The sequence below is a fragment of the Natronorubrum halophilum genome, assembly GCF_003670115.1.
GTDB classification, from domain to species: Archaea; Halobacteriota; Halobacteria; order Halobacteriales; family Natrialbaceae; genus Natronorubrum; species Natronorubrum halophilum.
Window position 1 is genome coordinate 413,073 of record NZ_QQTY01000001.1, and the last position, 18,154, is coordinate 431,226.

Annotated in this window: 17 protein-coding genes; 9 read left to right on the forward strand and 8 right to left on the reverse strand. The window is 63.7% G+C overall.

The features are described from left to right. Positions 1-21: 21 nt before the first annotated feature. The 3 genes from DWB23_RS01980 to DWB23_RS01985 all read right to left on the reverse strand — a co-directional run bounded on the left by DWB23_RS01980 (position 22) and on the right by DWB23_RS01985 (position 2,817). Positions 22-1,545: a glycosyl hydrolase family 28-related protein gene (locus tag DWB23_RS01980; protein ID WP_121741130.1), complete on the reverse strand. Its 1,524-nt coding sequence runs from the start codon at positions 1,543-1,545 to the stop codon at positions 22-24. 2 nt (positions 1,546-1,547) lie between these two features. Next, on the reverse strand, positions 1,548-1,688 hold the full coding sequence (locus DWB23_RS22795) for a hypothetical protein (RefSeq protein ID WP_162989722.1): 141 nt from the start codon (positions 1,686-1,688) through the stop codon (positions 1,548-1,550). A gap of 121 nt (positions 1,689-1,809) precedes the next feature. Then, positions 1,810-2,817 (reverse strand): glutathione S-transferase family protein, encoded by a 1,008-nt coding sequence (locus DWB23_RS01985; RefSeq protein WP_121741131.1) that lies wholly within the window; start codon positions 2,815-2,817, stop codon positions 1,810-1,812. Positions 2,818-3,134: 317 nt separating this feature from the next. Between DWB23_RS01985 and DWB23_RS01990 the strand changes: the two genes are divergently transcribed. The 3 genes from DWB23_RS01990 to DWB23_RS02000 all read left to right on the forward strand — a co-directional run bounded on the left by DWB23_RS01990 (position 3,135) and on the right by DWB23_RS02000 (position 6,193). Then, complete coding sequence (locus tag DWB23_RS01990) at positions 3,135-4,706, forward strand: Na+/H+ antiporter NhaC family protein (RefSeq protein WP_162989723.1); 1,572 nt, start codon at positions 3,135-3,137, stop codon at positions 4,704-4,706. Then, positions 4,703-4,978, forward strand: a complete 276-nt coding sequence (locus DWB23_RS01995; protein ID WP_121741133.1) for a DUF7513 family protein — start codon at positions 4,703-4,705, stop codon at positions 4,976-4,978. Before DWB23_RS01990 ends, DWB23_RS01995 begins: the two co-directional genes overlap by 4 nt. Before the next feature lie 105 nt (positions 4,979-5,083). After that, entirely contained in the window at positions 5,084-6,193 is a 1,110-nt protein-coding gene (locus tag DWB23_RS02000; protein ID WP_121741134.1) for a DNA methyltransferase, read from the forward strand. Between the two features lie 231 nt (positions 6,194-6,424). Here the strand turns inward: DWB23_RS02000 and DWB23_RS02005 are convergent, their stop codons facing one another. Together DWB23_RS02005 and DWB23_RS02010 are read right to left on the reverse strand one after the other, a co-directional pair. Beyond that, positions 6,425-7,087 carry a potassium channel family protein gene (locus DWB23_RS02005; protein ID WP_121741135.1) on the reverse strand — a complete coding sequence of 221 codons (663 nt, stop codon included), beginning with the start codon at positions 7,085-7,087 and terminating at the stop codon, positions 6,425-6,427. A gap of 157 nt (positions 7,088-7,244) precedes the next feature. Then, positions 7,245-8,564, reverse strand: coding sequence for a glycerate kinase type-2 family protein (locus DWB23_RS02010; protein WP_121741136.1), 1,320 nt, complete (start codon positions 8,562-8,564; stop codon positions 7,245-7,247). Between the two features lie 269 nt (positions 8,565-8,833). Here DWB23_RS02010 and DWB23_RS02015 point away from each other — a divergent pair, with 269 nt between their 5' ends. Beyond that, a complete protein-coding gene (locus DWB23_RS02015) occupies positions 8,834-10,246 on the forward strand; it encodes an NCS2 family permease (protein ID WP_121741137.1) in 1,413 nt (470 codons plus the stop codon). A gap of 87 nt (positions 10,247-10,333) precedes the next feature. After that, complete coding sequence (locus DWB23_RS02020) at positions 10,334-10,591, forward strand: glutathione S-transferase N-terminal domain-containing protein (RefSeq protein WP_121741138.1); 258 nt, start codon at positions 10,334-10,336, stop codon at positions 10,589-10,591. Positions 10,592-10,668: 77 nt separating this feature from the next. On the opposite strand, the gene DWB23_RS02025 is transcribed toward DWB23_RS02020, so the two are convergent. Beyond that, on the reverse strand, positions 10,669-10,878 hold the full coding sequence (locus tag DWB23_RS02025) for a hypothetical protein (RefSeq protein WP_121741139.1): 210 nt from the start codon (positions 10,876-10,878) through the stop codon (positions 10,669-10,671). An 85-nt stretch (positions 10,879-10,963) separates the two neighbouring features. Further along, entirely contained in the window at positions 10,964-11,935 is a 972-nt protein-coding gene (locus DWB23_RS02030) for a transcriptional regulator (protein WP_121741140.1), read from the reverse strand. 190 nt (positions 11,936-12,125) lie between these two features. On the opposite strand from DWB23_RS02030, the gene DWB23_RS02035 reads away from it, so the two are divergent. Then, the gene (locus tag DWB23_RS02035; RefSeq protein WP_121741141.1) at positions 12,126-13,424 is read left to right on the forward strand and encodes a tRNA(Ile)(2)-agmatinylcytidine synthase; all 1,299 of its coding nucleotides are present in this window, start codon (positions 12,126-12,128) and stop codon (positions 13,422-13,424) included. A 25-nt stretch (positions 13,425-13,449) separates the two neighbouring features. Here the strand turns inward: DWB23_RS02035 and DWB23_RS02040 are convergent, their stop codons facing one another. Beyond that, on the reverse strand, positions 13,450-14,433 hold the full coding sequence (locus DWB23_RS02040) for an arsenic resistance protein (protein ID WP_121741142.1): 984 nt from the start codon (positions 14,431-14,433) through the stop codon (positions 13,450-13,452). A 305-nt stretch (positions 14,434-14,738) separates the two neighbouring features. Here DWB23_RS02040 and DWB23_RS02045 point away from each other — a divergent pair, with 305 nt between their 5' ends. The 3 genes from DWB23_RS02045 to DWB23_RS02055 all read left to right on the forward strand — a co-directional run bounded on the left by DWB23_RS02045 (position 14,739) and on the right by DWB23_RS02055 (position 18,124). Next, positions 14,739-15,005 carry a PRC-barrel domain-containing protein gene (locus DWB23_RS02045; RefSeq protein WP_121741143.1) on the forward strand — a complete coding sequence of 89 codons (267 nt, stop codon included), beginning with the start codon at positions 14,739-14,741 and terminating at the stop codon, positions 15,003-15,005. A gap of 229 nt (positions 15,006-15,234) precedes the next feature. Continuing rightward, positions 15,235-16,344, forward strand: a complete 1,110-nt coding sequence (locus DWB23_RS02050; RefSeq protein WP_121741144.1) for an OBG GTPase family GTP-binding protein — start codon at positions 15,235-15,237, stop codon at positions 16,342-16,344. Between the two features lie 115 nt (positions 16,345-16,459). Further along, on the forward strand, positions 16,460-18,124 hold the full coding sequence (locus tag DWB23_RS02055) for a Na+/H+ antiporter NhaC family protein (protein ID WP_121741145.1): 1,665 nt from the start codon (positions 16,460-16,462) through the stop codon (positions 18,122-18,124). The last annotated feature ends 30 nt before the right edge of the window (positions 18,125-18,154 follow it).

The following is an 18,154-nucleotide window of genomic DNA, read 5'->3' on the forward strand; positions in this document are numbered from 1 at the left end:
CACCGATTCAGAAGTATCCCGTCACGATGACGACGACGTGATCCACTCTCGAGTCTCTCCGTCAACGACGACTCGACTCCCGACATCGTCGAACGCGACGCCTCCGTAGGCAACGCTACTACCGGGTCCCGAGTAGATTCCCGCAGTGCCACAGTCCGTGGCTCGAGCGGTCGTGAGCGTCACGTCGACGTTTTCTCGGAATCGGAACGCCTGGTGTCTCGCCCCCTTCGCCGTGACCGCGCTCATCTTCAGGTCGTCCATATCGTCGAAAATGATCGCGTTCGTGAACGCGCCGTCGACGACGACGTTCGAGACGGTAGCGCCGTCGAATCCACTCGCATAGAGCCCCGATCCGGCGGCCAACCCGTGATCGTCGGTCCTGATAGTGACGGTATCGATCGTCAACTCTCGCCGTCCGTCCTCGACGTGGCCCAGCGAGATCCCTCTCGCGTTTTCGATGCACGAGACGCAGTCGATCGTGAGGTCCGCGATCAGATCACCGGTATCGGCCCTGATAGCCGAATGCTGGCAGCCGGTGATGTATCCGTCCCTGATGGTGATCGACTCGTTTCCGTCGCGATGGATATGCACGCCGTACTCGGGGCCGTTCGCCGGATCGATCTCGAAGTTCGTGAGGGTGCAGTTTCGGGTCGGGGTATCGTCGTCCGTCACGGTCGTCTGGCGCTTGCCGTCCCACACGCTATTCCAGCCCGTGCCCGCGTTTTGATTGTCGAACTGCACCGGGGCGTCCGAGCCCCCTTCTCCGCCGCGGGTCGCCCAGTATCCGTCCACGACGACGTTTTTCGACGAGACGATGTCGATATGGTGGTGGTAGATGGCGTCGCCGTAGATATTCTCCAACCGGACGTTTTCCGCGTGCGCGGGCATGATCCCGTTCGACTCCGGCGCATCGATTCGGATATTACAGACGCCCCAGTTCGATGCGCCACCGTACTCGGTCGCGTCGTAGCCCCTGTTGGAGAGTAGCGCCTGTCCTTCGTCACTCGACGTGCGTGCCCCGTCGAGGACGGTCGAGCGACCCGCACCCATCAGGATCGTATCGTCACCAACCAGCGGCGTCCGCTCGAGCAGATACCGTCCGGGCGGGACGTACACGATCCCACCGCCAGCCCGGTCGACCGTCTCGAGGAGGTCGTGGATGGCCTGTCCGACCTCGGTAGTCCCGTCGCCCTCGATTCCGTGTGCCTCGACGTTCCACACGGGGGTCTCCTCGGTACGCGCGTGGACGGCACGTGTCACTTCGGAGCGTGTCGACTCGAAGTGACTCGTTCCCGGTACCGGTTGGCCAGGACACCCCTGTCCGCTAAAATAGTCCCAGTCTTCGCTCGAGGCGTCCCAGCGCCAGGTGATCCCCTGATCGATCGCGTAGAAGAGTTCGTCGTCGTACTCGCCCTCCGTCGGGCGCTCAGCGATCGGTCCGTGTACGATCGCGCGCTCGTCGAGCGCCTCGACCGTGTCCGTGTGATCCCAGTTTTCGCCCTGCGCATACGTCCCCAGCCCGAGCCGCGGCGTTTGATCAGCCATACTTAGTCGGTACCGTATCCGTGGCCGTACGCCGTCCCGTACCCCGATCTGACGGGCGCGCTCTCGGTACAACCGGCGAGTGTCATGCAACTGCCCGACACCGCGAGCAGGACATCCCGCCGCCGCTGACCCGAACTGTTCATAACATCAAACGATCCTGGTACTATATAAAAACGATCATGTGTCGGGCGTCCCGGCGGGGTCGCCCGCGGATAGGAGGCGGTCGAGTGAACGACCGACGCGTCAGGACGCTCCGACCGGGTCTCAGTCGTCCGCGCCCGTCGCAGCCAGCGCCGACGGCGGCCCGCCCGGTAACTCGTCGCGGTCGTGTGGAGCCCCGAACTCGAGGTCGGGGCCGCGGGCGATGATCCGGTTCGGATTCACGTCGGGGTGGGTCGTGTAGTAGTGTTCTTTGATGTGATCCATATTCACCGTCTGGGCCACGCCTGGCGTCTGGTACAGATCACGGAGGTACGGCCAGAGGTTCTCGTACTCGCGGACGTACTGTACGTTACACATGAAGTGAGTGTGGTAAACGTTGTCGAACCGAACGAGCGTCGTGAACATGGCGACATCGGCCTCTGTCAGCCGATCTCCGGCGAGATACCGCTGGTCCGCCAGCACGTCGTCCCAGTGGTCCAGCGCGGCAAACAGATCGTCGACCGCATCGTCGTAGGGCTCCTGTCTGGTCGCGAAACCGGCCCGGTAGACGCCGTTGTTGATCGGTTCGTAGATGTCGTCGATGATCCGGTCGACGTCGTCCCGGTAGCCCTCGGGGTAGAGATCGACGTCCCTCGAGGCGACATCTCTGAATTCGGTGTCGAGCATCCGCATGATCTCCTTCGATTCGTTGTTGACGATCGTCTCCTCCGCTCTGTCCCAGAGAACTGGTACCGACACGCGAGAGGTCACGTTCGGGTCCGCCTCGACGTAGAGTTCGCGCAGGTAGTCGGCGTCGTGGATAGGGTCGCGCGTACAGCCCTCCTTTTCGGGCGTGAACTGCCAGCCGTCCTCGTCGCGGTAGGGATCGACGACCGAAACGGAGATGGCGTCCTCGAGTCCCTTCAGCGCCCGAACGACGAGCGTTCGGTGAGCCCACGGGCAGGCGTAGGAGACGTAGAGGTGGTACCGTCCGGCCTCGGGCTGGAACGTCGCGTCGGGGTCGTCGCGGATCCGGTCGCGGAACGTGGTCTCCTGGCGTTCGAACGAGCCGTCGTCGTCGGTGTACGCCCCCGCGTCGGTTCGCCACTCGCCGTCGACGAGCATGTTCATACGCGAACGTACGGGCTCGAGGGTCAAAGGGACTCCCTGACATCCGTGTTACCACCGCCCCGCCGCACCGACCGCGGTCGCGATCAGGGAGACCGGCCCGAACGCGACGGGGACGACGCTCTCGAGCCGCCGGGCACCGTCCAAAGGGGGAACACACCGACGACGGGCAGAGCGAGGATTCCGACGAGAGTGATTCGTGTCCCGCGGGGGATCACCACAAGTGCTGACGAATCGGTGACGTCTCGTCCGGATATCAGTCACCCGCTCCTTGGCAAGATTTATCACTACCAATTTGAGTATACAAATCGTGATTTACAATGAGCGGAGTCAGTGATGATTCGGCTGATGGCGATCCAACTGATTCGTTCGTCCAGGGAACGGACGATGATGAACCACGAATAACATTTTACGGCGGCCGAGGAATGAGCGCGCTACCGATCGTGTTCTTCATCGTCTGGGCCATCGCACAGACGGCACTCTGGCGGATTTCGGATACGGGCGGACTCATCGTGGGGATCCTGATCGGCCTCATCGTCGGGATGTTCTTCGTCCGCGGGAGCTGGAAATCGTACGCGAACACCATTTTCGAGGGAATGACCCAGCCCGTCGCGGTGACGGCTATCGTCGCGTGGGTCTGGGCCGGCATGTTCGCCGAACTGTTACAGGACGGCGGCTTCGTCGACGGTCTCGTCTGGTTCGCCGACGTTGCCGGAATCGGCGCGACGCTGTTCCCGGCGGCCACATTCGTCCTCGCGGCGCTGTTCACGACGGGAATCGGAACGGGGTACGGCGCGGCCATCGCGTTCGTGACCCTGTTCTTCCCGGCCGGAATACTGCTCGGCGCGAACCCGATCTTGCTGTTCGGCGCGATCCTGTCGGGCGCGATCTTCGGCGACAACCTCGCGCCGGTCAGCGACACGACGATCGTCAGCGCCGTCACGCAGGACTCGGACATCGGCGGCGTCGTCGCCTCGCGGTTCAAGTACGTTATCATCGCCGCGATCGTGGCGTTCGTCGGCTACGTCATCGCCGGTCAGTTCATGGCGAGCCCCGAAATCCCGGGCAACGCCGGGGAGATCCTGGTCGCCGAGAGCGAACCTATCGGACTGATCCACCTCGTCTCGATGGGCGTCGTGATCGGCACGGCGGTCGCCGGCCGACACATCGTCGAGGCGATCTCGTGGGGAATCGTCTCCGCGATCACGTTCAGTCTCGCCCTCGGGCTGACGACCGTCGGAGACATCGTTTCGTTCAACGCGCCGACGGACGCACCGCTGGCCGAACCGCTCGAGTTCCTTCCGTTCCTGACGGTCGTCGAAAACCCCGAAGCGGTCGGCGTCAGCGGGAGCCTGATAAACGGTGCGGCGGGCTTTTTCGAACTTGCAATACTCATCCTGTTCATCATCGCCGCAGCCCAGATCATGATCCGGGGCGGCGCGTTCCAAGCGATCCTCGACTGGTCGCTCGAGAACCTCGCGACGAACGTTCGAAACGCCGAACTCACGATGGTCGGCTCCGCGGCGCTGATCAACGCCGTCATCACGATCAACACGGCCGCGGAGGTCGCGATCGGGCCGTACATCTCGAAAATCGGCGAACGGTTCAACCTGAACGGCTACCGACGGGCGAACATTCTGGACGGTCAGACCGCCGCGCTCGGGTACATCTTCCCGTGGTCCGGCGGCGTCCTCGCCGGCTACACGGCGATGCAAGATTTACCCGGAGCGTACGACTGGTTCGACACTGGAATGCTCGTTACACCGATCGACGTCGTTCCGTTCGTGTTCCAGGGCTGGCTGCTGGTGGCGGTGTTCGTTATCGCGGCGATCACCGGGTTCGGCCGCGAGTACGTTACCGACCGCGAAACCGAGGAGGTGGCGCGAATATGAGTTTCTTCCAGAAGTACTTCGGCGGATGGACGTTCCGCAGTACCAAGCCGTCGTTCGAACCGGGCGACGAGATCGACGTGTTCGTCGCCGAGACGAACGGCACCGACGCGGGGCTGGCCTACGTCGGTGACACGAAACTGAGAGTCGAGGGTGCCGGTCCCGAGACCGTCGAGAAGCGCGTCCGGGTCCGGGTCATCGAGTTCGACGAGACGGACGCGACGGGGAACGGCGAGTTCCTCGAGATCGTCGGCGAGAGTTCCTACACCAGCTAACCGCGACCCTCGACTTTTCCGAGGGACCGCTCCATCGACCCTCCATCGCTCGAGCGACGGCGACGAGAGCCACGCCTTTAAGCGATCGCGGTATCCACTCGAGGTATGGCAGATGACGGGGACCGGCATCGACAGAGTCGCCTGTTCACGGACGACGACGGAGAGTTCGACGCCGAACGCGCTCGAGACGAGTCCCTCCCGGTCGAGGACGGCGAGGTGGTGGATACCGACGAACTCGCCGACCACCAACGGTACGTCGAGGGGAGGGGGATCTACGACGAACGAAACCGGGTCAACGACCTCACGGGCAAGGAGTGGAAGTACGCGACGAAGTCGGTGATTCCGGAGGGGTACCCGCCGGCCGTCCAGCACGACCTGCGAAGCGAACACGGCGGCCAGAAACCGCCGCGGCTCTGTGCCGAACTGATCGGCCGGTTCAGCCAGGCCGGCGACACCGTGCTCGACCCGTTCGCCGGCGTCGGCGGAACCCTCCTCGGGGCGAGTTTCTGCGAACACGAGGGGACCGGCCGCCGCGACGCGATCGGCTTCGAACGCACCGAACGCTGGATCGAGATCTACGAGGAGGTCCTCGAGCGCGAAAACGACGACCGACGGGCCCGCGGTGAGCCGCCGCTCGCCGAACAGGACGTTCGTCACGGCGACTGCGCGGACCTGATCGAGGAGATCCCCGACGATTCGGTGGACCTCCTCCTGACCGATGTTCCCTACTGGCACATGGACGAACTCGAGCAGACGCGAAACGAACGTGCGACGCGCGAGAGCAACCTCGGGTCGTTTGATGCGGACGAGTCCGGTTCGGAGGTTGCGGATGACCGCGAGGGAGACGGAGCCGCGACCGACGAGGCCGGTGCAACTGGGACGAGTGCCGATACTGACGGCGACGAACCGGCCACGCAGACGAAAGCGGAGTGGCTGGCCGACATGGCCGAGAAGTTCGACCGGTTTGCCGACGCGGTCGCTCCGGACGGCCACCTGGTCGTCTTTATCGGCGACATGTACCGCGAGCAGTCGTACGAGTTCCTCTCGGCGGATCTCGCTCGAGCCATCGAGTCGACCGCACCGGTAGCGCTCGCGGCGAATCTGATCTGGTACGACCACACAAAAGACCTTCACGTCTACGGCTATCCGTTCTCGTTCGTCCCGTCGATGGTCCATCAGAACGTGCTTGTCTTCCGGCCCGAAACCGACGGCTGAGAGGGTTTCGGAACGGACCGCCGAATTCGGTCTGACCCGCGTCGTTCGGGTGTCTGACGCAGTTTTATTGACTAGTACGGCGTTGTTGTAATCGGCGCGCACTGACGGAAACGCTCCCCATCCCACTTCACACCACCCGCGCGCCACCGCTCCCCTCGCTCCCGTTTTCGCTTTTGCGTGTTCCGAGACGACAGTTCGAACGGAGTCTCTCGTTCGATACCGCCGTCCTTCTCAGGCGCTCACGGATAGCAGCGTCGTCCGGACCGCGTCCGCCTGATCGGTTTCGGTGATGATGGCGACCTCGTCGCCGGCCTCGAGTTCGGTTCCGGGAAGCGGAATCGTCAGCGACTCGCGTTCGCGACCGTGGGCGTAGATCCGCGCCCCGTCGGGGAGTTCGAGTTCGCTCATCCGCTTCCCGACGGCGGGCGAGCCGTCTTTGATCTCGAGGACGGTCAGTTGGAGGTTCGCGGCGAGGTCGGCGACGACGTTGAAGTCGCCGCCGAGCATGGCCGTTTTGGCACCCGCGGCGCCGAGTCGTTCGGGGTAGATGATCTCGTCGACGTCCTGGGCGTACTTCGCGTAGATATCCTCGCGGTAGTCCTCGTCGATCCGGAGAACCGTTCGGCAGTCGTGATGGGTGCCGACCATACAGGCCGCGAAGTTGACGTTCAGATCCGGCGTGAAGGCACCGATCGCGTCGGCGGTGGCGATGCCAGCGTCGACGAGCACCGCTTCGTCGGCACCGTCGCCGTGGATCGTTTCGAACCCGTCGCTGCCCGCCCGCTCGACCCGATCAGGGTCGTTGTCGACGACGATAACTTCGTGACCTTCTTCGGTCAGAATACGCACCGTTCGCGAACCGACTCGACCGTAGCCCACGATAACGAACTTCATGGTACCACGGTACACGCTCCGTGGTCAAATACGTTGGCTCGGTACTCGAGTACCGCGGTCGAGGGGAGGAATCGGGGCGGATACGTTCAGCGCACGTTCTGCGCCGACATTGGGATAGCTATCTCATCGTCTTCCACCAGGTCGTGGAACTGCTCGATTAGTCGACGACCAGCACCCGCAGATCGTTCAGGTTCGTTCCGGACGGGCCGGTGACGATCAGCCCGTCGCGTTCGTCGAGATACGGATAGACGTCGTTAGTCGCGAGCGCCGCGCGAGCCGTCTCGCGGTCTTCGACGGTCGTCGCGTCGACGAGGGCACCCGCCGCATCCGTGGCTCCGTCGATCCCGTCCGTGTCGACGGCGGCGACGGTGATCCGGTCCTCGAGTTCCAGCGCCGCGCTGGTCGCGAACTCCTGGTTCGGCCCGCCCTCCCCGTCGCCGATAACCGTCACGGTCGTCTCGCCGCCGGAGAGAATTACAGCCGGGGGTGAGACCGGCGTCTCCGTGGCCACCATCTCCTCCGCAACGGCGACGTGCATCGTGGCCGCGTCGCGGGCCTCGCCGCGGATCCGGGAGGAGAGCACGAGCGTCTCGTAGCCCCGCTCGACGGCGACGTCGCGGGCCGCCTCGAGCACCGTCATCCCGTCGGCGACGATGTGATTCGACACGGTTTCGAACGCCGGATCGTCCGGTCCCGGCGTCTCGGGGTACTCGCCGGCAGTACCCGCCTCGAGCCGGTCGGAAACGGCCGCCGGGACCTCGATCTCGTATCGCTCGAGGACCGCGAGGGCGTCCGCGAACGTCGACTCGTCGGGAGCCATCGGCCCGCTCGCGATGACGCTCAGATCGTTGCCGACGACGTCGCTCAAAATCAGCGAGACGACGGTCGCCGGGGCGGCGCGACGGGCCAGTTGGCCCCCCTTCAGCGCCGAGCAGTGCTTCCGGACGGCGTTTATCTCGTGGATATCGGCCCCGCTCTCGAGTAAGGCGTTGGTGGTCGCCTGGAGGTCTTCGAGCGAAACGTCCCCCGCGGGCGCGGGCATGAGCGCGCTTCCCCCGCCGGTGATCGCCGCGAGCACGAGCGTCCGCTCGTCCGCCGCGTCGGCGGCCGCGAGTACCTCCCGCGTCCCCTCGACGGCCCGTTCGCTCGGGACCGGATGGTCGCCCTCGTTCACCGTGACGCGGTCGGTTTCGGCGGGATCGTCCGTAACCACGACGCCTCGGTCGATTCGGTTCTCGAGGACCTCCTCGAGCGCCGCGGCGACGTGTGCTGCGGCGTTTCCGCCGCCGATAACGACGACCTCGTCGTACCGCGTGAGGTCGTACGCCGCGTCGGCGATACGGAGGGTATCCCCCTCGAGCGAGAGTGCATCCCGAATCACTCGCCGCGGGTGGCCGGCCTCGATTCCCGCTTCGATGCAGGAGAGGGCGGTGTCGCGCGCGTCGGTCGTCGCCAGCCGATCCCGGTTTTCGATCACCGTCGATCACCCGAGGATGGATTTGCAGTTCGATACGACCCATCGGACGACTCGGCGACGGACGGAACGCCCCCTTCGGTTCCCATACCCGACCGTTCTCCGTGTAGCCGCTAAAACTACCGGCTTTTCGTCGACGACGCTTGTGATCATCCGGAGACAATTCAATAAAAACGGGACAGTGACAGAGTATACACGAATGTGTACACAGATGTGGCGAGCTCGGACGGGAACATTTAACTGAGCGGTCTGGTTATGCTCGATCGTCCAATATGGGACTTTCCGATACGCTCGAGGAGTATTTCGGAGTCGCCGAGCACGGCTCCGACGCTGGCACTGAAGCGATCGCGGGGATCACGACGTTCCTCGCGATGTCGTACATTATCTTGGTCAATCCGTTTATTCTGGCGGACGCGATCGAGATCTCGGGATACGAGTACATCGAGGTCGTCCAGATGATCGCCATCGGGACGATCATCGCCTCGGTCGTCGCGATCTTCGTGATGGCGTTTTACGCGAACCGTCCGTTCGGACTCGCACCGGGGATGGGGCTGAACGTCTTCTTCGCGTACACGGTCGTCCTCGGGATGGGGGTCCCGTGGGAGACGGCGCTCGCAGCGGTGTTCGTCGAAGGGATCGTCTTCATCGCGATCACCGCGGTCGGCGCTCGCGAGTACGTCATCCGGCTGTTTCCGGAGCCGGTGAAGTTCTCCGTGGGAGCCGGGATCGGTATCTTCCTCCTGTTCATCGGACTGCTAGAGATGTCCATCGTCGTCCCCGACCCGGACACGGCAGTCACGCTTGGTAGCCTTGCAACGAACCCGGCGGCGCTGCTCGGCCTGTTCGGCCTCCTGGTGACGTTCATGCTCTGGGCGCGCGGTGTCACCGGCGCGATCATCATCGGAATCGTCGGCACGACGGTCGCCGGGTGGCTCGCGTACCTGTCGGGGATCGCCGGCTCGGCGGTCCTGCCGGCAGCACTCGTCGGCGAAGAGGGTGGACTCTCGTTTGCGGTCGTGTCCTCCCCGCAGTACGACATCTCGCCGCTCCTGTTCGCGTTCGTCGACGGAGTACAGGGCATCGATCCGCTCACGTTCACGCTGGTCGTCTTCACGTTCTTCTTCGTCGACTTCTTCGATACTGCCGGGACGCTCATCGGCGTTTCACAGTTCGGTAATTTCCTCGACGAGGATGGGAACCTTCCGGAGATCAACCGCCCGCTAATGGCGGACGCCGTCGGGACGACCGTCGGCGCGATGGTCGGCACGTCGACCGTGACAACGTACATCGAGTCCTCGACCGGCGTCGAAGAAGGCGGTCGGACGGGCCTGACAGCGCTCGTCGTGGGTCTCCTCTTTCTCGCGACGCTGGTATTCATCCCGCTGATCGCGATGATTCCCGCCTACGCGTCGTTCATCGCGCTGGTCGTCGTCGGGATCATCATGCTCGAGGGCGTCCTCGACGTCGACTGGCACGATCCGGCGTGGGCCGTCTCCGCCGGGCTGACGATTACGATCATGCCGCTGACCTACTCGATCGCGAACGGTCTCGCGGCCGGGATCATCGCCTTCCCGCTGATCAAAGCCGCAACGGGTGAGTTCGACGACGTCCACCCCGGCCAGTGGCTCATGGCGCTGGCGCTCGTGGGCTACTTCTACGTCTACACCAGCGGGATGCTCGGCTAGTTCGGTCGCGGATCGAAGCCGTCGACTCCGTCCGGACCGCCGCAACCACTGCGTTCTTACGACTCGAGGTCTGATCTCTAGCCCAGCATGGCTGACATCACGATGTACGAACTGCCGGGCTGTCCCTACTGCGCGAAAGTCCGTTCGAAACTCGACGAACTCGAACTCGAGTACGACGTTATCGAAGTTCCCCGCTCACACGGCGAGCGAACCGAAGTCGAGAACGTCAGCGGTCAGACCGGCGTCCCCGTTATCGTCGACGAAGCCCAGGGCGTCGAAGGCATGCACGAGAGCGACGACATCGTCGACTACCTCGAGGAGACCTACGGCGAGAGTGGCGCGTAGGCGGGATACTCGTTCCGGACGACCGCCCCCGAGTTGCACGGATTCGCCGCTGGTCCTCGAGCATCCTCTCGAGCCCGTCAGTCCTTCCACAGAAGTCGATCGATCAGCAGATCCATCACCGTGAGCGTGAGGTAGCCGCCGACGAGGAAGATGGCCGCGGCGGCGGCCACATCGGACGCGGTCACGACAAGCGAGCCGTAGTTGAACACGAGTAAGAGGCCCGCGATGAGAACCGTCAGGAGCACGCGCCCGATATCGACGAGGGCGACGGTGGACTGGTCTGGCATCTGAATTACAGTTATAGTTCTGTTCGTCCACTAAAAGCTGTTCCTACGGCTCCTGAGTCGCGAAAATCGGATCTCGGCGCGCGATTCAGGCCGCCTCTTCGTACTCGGCGCGCTCCCGAATGACCTTGCGAAGCTCTGCGGCGTCGTTGAGTTCCGCGAGCTCCTCGCGCTCGACCAGTGCGGTGCCGTCGACCGAGTCCTGCGTTGCGCGGTCGACGACGTAGACGGATCGCGTGTGGGTGACGTGGCCGATCGAACTCATGATCCGAGCGCGCTTTTCGGCGGCTTTCGTGAACTTGGAGTGACCGGTCAGTACGACGTTTTCGTCGTCGTCTTCCTCGTCGCGGCTGACGGCCTTGAACGGCGAGCGAAGCGTCGGGTGGACGTTGTAGCCCGCCTTCGTGAGGACGGTTACGACCTGTTCGTCGTCCGGGTCCGCCTCGGGATCGTCCGGCGTCGCCTCGGTCTCGTGGACTTCATCTGCCCCGTCCAGCACGTCGACGGGGCTCGTCAGCGGCGCGTCGAACAGTTCCTGTAGCGCCATCGCGACCTCGACGGAGGCGTTCATCCCGTCCTCGTACTTCGAAACGGTCCGCCGGGAGACGCCGAGTTCGCTCGCGAGTTGGCCGAGACTCCAGTCTCTGTCCTGGCGCTCGTCGGCGAGCAGGTCGCCGTCGATGCTGACGTAGAGGCCGCCGGGGGCGGCGTAGATCAGCGGCGGAACCTCCTCGATAAACAGGTTGTACGCTGTGTCTGGACTGAGGACGGGGACGCCGTGTCTGAAGTATACGACGTCCGGTTTGAGATCCTCGTCGCGACTTCGCAGGCCGATAACCATCGGCGTCGCCCGGAGATAGGTCCCCAGACGACGCATCTCGTGACCGGTTGCCTGGTTGAACGCGTCGATGTTGCCGAGGATTTTGACCAGAATCAGGTCCTCATCCCGGCGCGCAGCGATATCGAAACTCTTCGGTCGGATCGCACACCGGTCGCTAACCACGAAACCCGCGTCCTCTAACATCGCGGTTACGTTGCCGACCAGTGCGGAACGGGACATAGGGGGATGTAAGCTATTCCTCGTATAAGACGTTTTCCCCAGCATGCCCGGGTGCCGTGTCGCGGTTCGGTTCCGTGCCGGCAGTATACTTATATATCAGCACACGTTCTCCGGCGGCAGTCAGTCCCTGAAACTGCCCGATTCGGTCCGTCCCGAAAGGGGTTACTCGCTCGCAGCCCAAGCGCCGGCGATGACCGTCGTCGGACTCGACGATACCGACTCCCGCGAGCGCGGGATGTGTACGACCTACGTCGCCGCGGAGATCGCGGAGCGACTTCGCCGCGCGAGCGACGGCGACGACCCGGTTTCGCGACTCCTCCTCGTCCGACTGAATCCCGCCGTCGAGTACAAGACGCGGGGGAACGCAGCGCTCGCGATTCACACCGACTGCGAGCCGGACCGGGCCTTCGATATCGCTCGCGACCGCCTCGAGTCGCTCGCCGAAACCGCCGACGAGCGGACGAATCCGGGACTGGTGGTGGCCCCGGGCGAACCCGACGACGTTCCCGCCGCCGTATCGACGTTCACCGGGCGCGCGGTTCGCGACCACCTCGAGATCACCGACGCGACGGCGTTGCTCGAGCGCCACGGCTATCGATCGTGGCACGCCGGCGACGGCCGCGGTCGGATCGGCGCGCTGGCTGCGATCGGCAGCTGGAAGGGGCTCGAAGGATGGACCTACGAACGTATTTCCTACCGCGAATCCGACCGGTGGGGGACGCCGCGCGAGGTCGACCCCGAGAGCGTGTTCGCCGCGGCCGACCGGGGCTATCCCGCCGTCTGGGACACGGTCGACCGCGGCGAGGACGAGACCGTCTGCGTTCCCCACACTCCGGGTCCGATCCTGCACGGCGTTCGCGGTGACGACCCCGAAACCGTTCGCGCCGTCGCCGAGGGCATCGAGGGCGAACCCGTCGCCTCGAGTCAGCTGTTCGTGACCAACCAGGGGACGGACGCCCACTTGCGGGACGGGACGCTCGAGTCGGTCGCGGACGGCCGCGCCTATCGCCTCGACGGTCGCGTCGCGAGTTCGCCTGAGACGCGACGCGGAGGACACGTCTTTTTCGACCTCGAGGGCGTCCGGAGCGGCGATGACGGACGGCCGCCGTCGCTCGAGTGCGCCGCGTTCGAGCCGACGAAACGCTTTCGCGACCGGATTCGGTCGCTTCGCGTCGGCGATCGGATCACCGCCTGCGGCGAGGCGTCACGGGGGACCCTCAAACTCGAGAAGATCGCGATCCGGGACCTCGTGACCACCGAGCGCGTGACACCCATCTGTCCGGACTGCGAGCGAACGATGGAGAGCGCCGGTCGCGATCAGGGGTATCGGTGTCGAGACTGCAAAACGAACGCCGACGGGAAAGCTCAGCGCGACCTCGAGCGCGACCTCGAGGTCGGCTGGTACGAAGTGCCCCCGTGTGCGCGAAGACACATTTCGAAGCCGCTGGTTCGCGGCGGGTTCGACGGGCCGACGCATCCGGAGCGGTAGTCCAGTCGCGGATGTCCGAATACACTCAGGCGAACAGCCCCTCACCGGCGTCCCAGCCGCGGGCCTCGAGTCGGTTCAACAGGTTCGCCACCACCGACAACAGCGGCAACTCGAGCAGCGGGCCGATCACCAGCGCCAGCGCGATCAGGGGCTCGTCGGGGAAGGCGACGACGGCGATGGCGAGCGCAGTCGGCGAGTTTCTCGAGAGGATCGTACAGTTGAAGCAGGCGACCTCACCGTAGGAGAACTCGAGCAGTCGACCGATCGCGAGGCCGAGCGAGAAGTTGATGACGTAGAACGCGAGGACGGGGACGGCGAGCAGGGCCAACACGTCGGGTCGCTCGAGGACGAGGTCGCCCTGCGAGGCGAACATCGCGGCGACCGCGAGCGCGAGAAAGGCGATCTGAACGGGGCCGAGTTTCGGGAGGAATCGATCGGTGAGCCACTCCCGTCCCTTCAATCCCGTGAGCGCGCGGCGCGCGATCCCGGCGAGGACGAGGGGAACGACCAGCACCAGCAGGACGCTCTCGAGGAGGAACCGAAGCCGAAGATCTACGAGCGCATCCGCGAAGACATAGAGATAGACCGGGAGCAAGAGCAGTTGGAAGACGAGGTTGTACGGAAGCAGCGACGTCGCGAGTGACACGTCGCCGTTGGCCAGATCGGTGAAGATCAGGTACCAGTCGGTACAGGGGGTGACGAGCAACATGAGCAGACCGACCCAGAGCGCCGGCTGATCGGCGAGAAAGACCGCCCCGAGACCGACCGCGAGCAGCGGATTCCAGAGGAAGTTCACCGCGAGACTCGAGCCGACGACGCGCCGATTCCCGAAGGCTCGCCGGAGATTCGCGAGGGGGATCCCCGCGAACGCGGCGAACAGCATGACCACCAAGAACGGAAGGATGAGTCGCTCTGCGATGGCGGGAACGCCGTCGATCTGCGACGCCGCGAGACCGATTCCGATCCCCGCCATCACGAACAGCGTCTGGAACCGCTCGAGAACGTTCACTATCGATGTGTTGGGTGATTCGCTTGAGTGGGTGTCGGTCTCGAGTCGGAACCGCCGACGGCCGGTGCCGGCCGGTTTCGAAACCAAGTGAACGGGTCGTCTCTCGTAGAAGCCGCGATGGTACCAGCCGAACTGATTCGCCCAGTGATCACCCTGCAGTCGTGCGGTCAGGAGGTAAATTGGGCCCGGCGTGACTATCTAACGGACCCATATCGTTTCTTCTGAGGAGCGCAACTATCGAGAGCGGCCGGTTCGTCGTCGAACGCACCTAGACGTTTATGAGCGGTGCTGATGGACCGGGGACTATGAGCGAAGTGTTCGCGAAAACGCTTACGGAGAAGTCCGTGGTCGGCGTCGACGGCGTTGAGTTCGGTCTGGTTCACAATATCACGCTGAACCCGGTATCCGGCGAACTCGTCGATCTCGTCGTCGAACCGTCCCAGCGGGAGGAGGCCCGGTCGGTTAATTTCGAAACCAACGAGGATGACCGTCTCCTCGTCCCTATCGACTGTATCCAGGTCGTCAAGGATGCCATCGTCGTCCAGTACCGTCCCAACTATAGTAGCAACTGAAACGATCCACACGCTGATCGCATCTCCGCGGTTCTCGCTCGCTCCGAACCGCGCTGCCGTCGGACGATCAGCCGCGCGACGACGTTTTCGGCTCCGCTCCCCGAAGACTGACGAGCAGCATCCGGAACGAACGCGCTATCGCGGCCGTCTGGCACCTCGTAGCGGCGATCCCCGCACAGCGTGAAGGGGTCGAAAGGGTTTTTCCGCACGACCGGCTGGATACAGACAAATGGGGCTCGAGGACGAAATCGAGGAAATCGAAGATGAAATCGCCAACACGCCCTACAACAAGTCGACGGAGGCCCACATCGGTCGGCTGAAGTCCAAGCTCGCGGAGAAAAAGGAGAAACTCGAGAATCAGAGCTCCTCGGGCGGCGGAACCGGCTACTCCGTCGAGAAACACGGGGACGCGACCGTTGCGCTGGTCGGCTTTCCGAGCGTCGGGAAGTCCTCGCTGTTGAATTCGCTGACCAACGCGGAGAGCGAGACGGGCTCCTACGAGTTCACGACGCTGGACGTCAACCCCGGAATGCTCAACCACCGCGGGGCGAACATCCAGATGCTCGACGTCCCTGGACTGATCGAGGGCGCGGCGACGGGGAAAGGCGACGGCCAGCAGGTGCTCGCGGTGGTCCGCAACGCCGATCTGATCATCTTCATGCTCTCGGTGTTCGAGATTGACCAGTACGAGCGCCTGCAGGAGGAACTCTACGACATCAACATTCGCGTCGATCAGGAACCCCCGCGGGTCACGGTGCGCCCGAAGATCAAAGACGGCATCAAGATCACCTCGAGCGCCGACCAGGACTTGGACGAGGAGACGATCTCCGACGTGCTTCGCGAACACGGTTACGTGAACGCGGTCCTCAACTTACAGGAGAAAGTCACGATCGATCGACTGATCGACGGGCTGATGAAAAACCGGGAGTACATCCCGTCGATCACCTGCGTGAACAAGGTCGATCTGATCGATCCCGACTACAAGGAGACGGTCGACGAGCAACTCCGCGAGCGCGACCTGGATCCCGAGGACGTGACGTTCATCAGCGCCGAGAAAGAGAAGGGACTCGACGTGCTCAAAGATCGCATCTGGGAGAACCTCGGACTCATTCGCGTCTACATGGAAAAACCCGGTCGCGGGATCGACTGGGAGGAACCGCTCGTCGTCGAGCGGGGAACGACCGTCGACGAAGCCATCGAAAAGCTCGGCGGCGAGATGCAAGAGCGGTTCCGCTTCGCTCGCGTCACGGGACCCAGCGCGACCCACGACCAACAGCAGGTCGGAAAGGACCACGTTCTCGAGGACGAGGACGTGTTGAAGCTGATTCTGCGTCGGTAAGACGGTTCCGTCGGCGGGTGTCGCAATCGATGCGGTAGCGTTCGTCGACTACTTGTGAGAAATCTCTCAGATAACGGATGAGTAATATTATTTGAATCCTCGATGAGTATCGACTATGTCCGACTTTGGTGCGCTATCGCTGCTCCCGCCGTTGCTCGCGATCGTTCTCGCGATCGTCACCAGACGCCCGATGCTGTCGTTGTTCCTCGGGATCTGGTCGGGTGCCGTCATCTACACCGAGAGCCTCGGTATCGCACAGACGTTCGACTGGATCGTCGGCGCGATCATCGCCGACGACGGCTTCCACGTCCAGATCCTCCTTTTTACGCTCCTGTTGGGATCCGGCGTCGCGCTCATCTGGCGACTCGGCGGCGCGATGGCCGTTCGGGAGTGGGCGACGGCTCGCCTCGAGACGAGGCGGAACGTCGGTCTGGCGACGTGGATTCTCGGGTTGCTCATGTTCTTCGACGATTACGCCAACACGGCGATCGTCGGCAGTACGATGCGCGAGATCTCGGATCAGATGCGCATTTCCCGCGAGAAGTTATCGTACATCGTCGACTCGACGGCCGCGCCCGTGGCGACGATCGGCCTCTCGAGTTGGGTCGCGTTTCAGCTTTCGTTGATCGCTGACGCGTACGAGGGTCTCGAAGGGGCACCTTCCGCGTTCGAGACGTTCGTCTGGTCGATCCCCTACAATACCTACGCGCTGCTGGCGATCGTCATGGTTGGGATCATCGTCTATACCGGACGGGACTACGGCGAGATGCTCGATGCCGAACACCGCGCGCGGACGACCGGAAAGGTCAACCGCGAGGGTGCACAGCCGTTACAGAAAGTCGAGGAGGATCTCGGCGAACCGATCGGAGATCGGCCGATGCTTCGGACGTTCTTCACACCCGTCGTCGTCCTGATCGCGGTCACGCTGGCGGGTGCGTTCTGGACGGGGTACGAGTCGTGGACCGCCGATCAGGCGGAAGCTGGCGACCCGGCTACGATCGGAGCGGCCGCGGACGAAGTGGGCGCGTTGCAGGTGCTCGTCGACGTCATCGGCGCTGGTGACTTCGCCGGGGCCTTAGTCTGGGGGTCGTTCGCAATGGTCGCGACCGCGATCGCGATCGGCGTCGGTTACGATCTCTTCGATCTCGGCGACGGGATCGAGAGCGTCCTCGACGGGTTCAAACTCATGGTAACGGCCGTGACGATCCTCATCCTCGCGTGGGCGATCAGCGACGTCGCGACGGCGCTCGGGACAGGAGAGTACGTCGCCAGCAGTGTCGGCGATACGATTCCGGTTGCGATCCTCCCTATCGCGATCCTGTTCGTGGCGGCGTTCATCGCGTTCACGATGGGATCGTCGTGGGCGACGATGGGAATCGTGACACCGATCGCGATCGAGATCGCGTACGAACTGACGGGGACGTTCGAACTCATGCCGATCGTCGTCGGAGCCGTCTTCTCGGGTGCGATCTTCGGCGACCACACGTCGCCGATCTCCGACACCTCGGTGCTCTCATCGACGTTCACCGGGGCCGATCTGATCGATCACGTTCGAACCCAGTTACCGTACGCCGGAACGGTCATCTTCGTCGTGGTGATCTGTTACTTGCTCTACGGCTATCTCGGTCTCTCGCCCGCGTTCTTCCTTCCGATCAGCGTCGTTCTACTCGCCGTCCTCGTTCGCGGGCTGTCGGAGTTCGACGGCGCTCGAAAGGGGCTTCATCCGATCGCCTCGAACTCGCTCGAGGAGACCGCCGATCGCGAGCAGCAAGCCGAGTAGACCGCCGCGTTCGCCACGTTTTTGCCGTCC

Excerpts from the sequence above, each read along its gene's own strand:
- DWB23_RS02020 (WP_121741138.1), top strand. The coding sequence starts at position 10,334 with ATGGCTGACATCACGATGTACGAACTGCCGGGCTGTCCCTACTGCGCG.
- DWB23_RS02045 (WP_121741143.1), top strand. The coding sequence starts at position 14,739 with ATGAGCGAAGTGTTCGCGAAAACGCTTACGGAGAAGTCCGTGGTCGGC.
- DWB23_RS02035 (WP_121741141.1), top strand. The coding sequence starts at position 12,126 with ATGACCGTCGTCGGACTCGACGATACCGACTCCCGCGAGCGCGGGATG.
- DWB23_RS02030 (WP_121741140.1), bottom strand. The coding sequence starts at position 11,935 with ATGTCCCGTTCCGCACTGGTCGGCAACGTAACCGCGATGTTAGAGGAC.
- DWB23_RS02055 (WP_121741145.1), top strand. The coding sequence starts at position 16,460 with ATGTCCGACTTTGGTGCGCTATCGCTGCTCCCGCCGTTGCTCGCGATC.
- DWB23_RS22795 (WP_162989722.1), bottom strand. The coding sequence starts at position 1,688 with ATGAACAGTTCGGGTCAGCGGCGGCGGGATGTCCTGCTCGCGGTGTCG.
- DWB23_RS01990 (WP_162989723.1), top strand. The coding sequence starts at position 3,135 with ATGAGCGGAGTCAGTGATGATTCGGCTGATGGCGATCCAACTGATTCG.
- DWB23_RS02000 (WP_121741134.1), top strand. The coding sequence starts at position 5,084 with ATGGCAGATGACGGGGACCGGCATCGACAGAGTCGCCTGTTCACGGAC.
- DWB23_RS02015 (WP_121741137.1), top strand. The coding sequence starts at position 8,834 with ATGGGACTTTCCGATACGCTCGAGGAGTATTTCGGAGTCGCCGAGCAC.
- DWB23_RS02025 (WP_121741139.1), bottom strand. The coding sequence starts at position 10,878 with ATGCCAGACCAGTCCACCGTCGCCCTCGTCGATATCGGGCGCGTGCTC.
- DWB23_RS01995 (WP_121741133.1), top strand. The coding sequence starts at position 4,703 with ATGAGTTTCTTCCAGAAGTACTTCGGCGGATGGACGTTCCGCAGTACC.
- DWB23_RS01980 (WP_121741130.1), bottom strand. The coding sequence starts at position 1,545 with ATGGCTGATCAAACGCCGCGGCTCGGGCTGGGGACGTATGCGCAGGGC.
- DWB23_RS01985 (WP_121741131.1), bottom strand. The coding sequence starts at position 2,817 with ATGAACATGCTCGTCGACGGCGAGTGGCGAACCGACGCGGGGGCGTAC.
- DWB23_RS02005 (WP_121741135.1), bottom strand. The coding sequence starts at position 7,087 with ATGAAGTTCGTTATCGTGGGCTACGGTCGAGTCGGTTCGCGAACGGTG.
- DWB23_RS02050 (WP_121741144.1), top strand. The coding sequence starts at position 15,235 with ATGGGGCTCGAGGACGAAATCGAGGAAATCGAAGATGAAATCGCCAAC.